Raw genomic sequence first — 1063 nt, forward strand, 5'->3', positions numbered from 1 at the left:
CATTTTTGCCAGAAAGCGCTCTTTGCGGGTGGTTCTGCGTTTATGGACAAACTCACTGTCTGCGAAACTAAGCTGGCTCATGGACAGAAACTCAAGCTGGAAGCGATGGGAGTATTATCTCATGGCTGGGGACTTAATCGCACCTTCCTTAATCTATACGAGCGCCCCTTATTAAACAAGGAACATCAAAACGGTGAGAAAAAGTATTTCAGGTTATTGGGCTGTTGTTATACTTGGCCATCACTGGATGACCTGTATTTTTTCCTTAGTATGTCTGACATCTATCATTTCAAGCCTAATGGTTGAAAACGTACGTGCCTATTGCACTAAATGCCAATGTTCTGACCATAATACTTCAAACTGCCAGATGCCTGATTTAATAGCAGACATAGCGGGTGCTGATACAACTGCAAATAGTTCTCTGGAGTCATCAAGCCAGGAAGTTGATAGCCAATGCATTCACGAAACAGTTGGAGCCTGTAACTGCCTGACGAATGCAGCGGAGAGCAGGAATGAACTACAAACATGTATCTCAGCTATTAATGAAAAAAAGCGAGACTGGATAGATACTGAACTGGCTTTTATAACTGTGCAAAAAGCAAGAAATAATGCCCATAACGAGCACGAACAGTGCACTCAGCCAATCAGAGAGTCGCTAAAGTGTGCTGTAGGCAACAATGAACAAATACAGCGTCACTTTACAGGTCAACCTGCTGATAAAACAGACATTAATGATTTACACAAAAATCATGAGACCTGCCTTCAAGACTTTAGAAATAATGGAAATAAACAATTGGAAATTAGCAACCTTAATGAGCAAGGCAGTATCCAGCTAATTAAAAACTACCTTTCTCGAATCAAACAAGAAGCCAGACAAGGAAGTTATTTTTTAGAGGTCACCAGCATAATAGGTGCTTACCCCTACCAAGGTGAAAGTGTAGTAGTTCAGACCTGATCTGACAGTCACCGATTTTTCAGAGGGTGTCTGTCAGGTCAAATTCAGGCTACAAATTTTTCCTTCCAGATCTCTTTGCCATCTATCAGAGTTTCCATTGGCGTTCTT

The 1063-nt window shown here is 41.4% G+C and carries 2 protein-coding genes; both read left to right on the top strand.

Features of this window, described 5'->3' with window-relative positions:
• The coding region (locus ACNRUY_RS26605) for a hypothetical protein (protein WP_488114681.1) at positions 1-306 on the top strand (306 nt) is incomplete at its 5' end.
• A gap of 61 nt (positions 307-367) precedes the next feature.
• Complete coding sequence (locus tag ACNRUY_RS26610) at positions 368-955, top strand: hypothetical protein (protein WP_488114682.1); 588 nt, start codon at positions 368-370, stop codon at positions 953-955.
• The last annotated feature ends 108 nt before the right edge of the window (positions 956-1063 follow it).

It is taken from the genome of Endozoicomonas sp. Z74 (assembly GCF_057680865.1).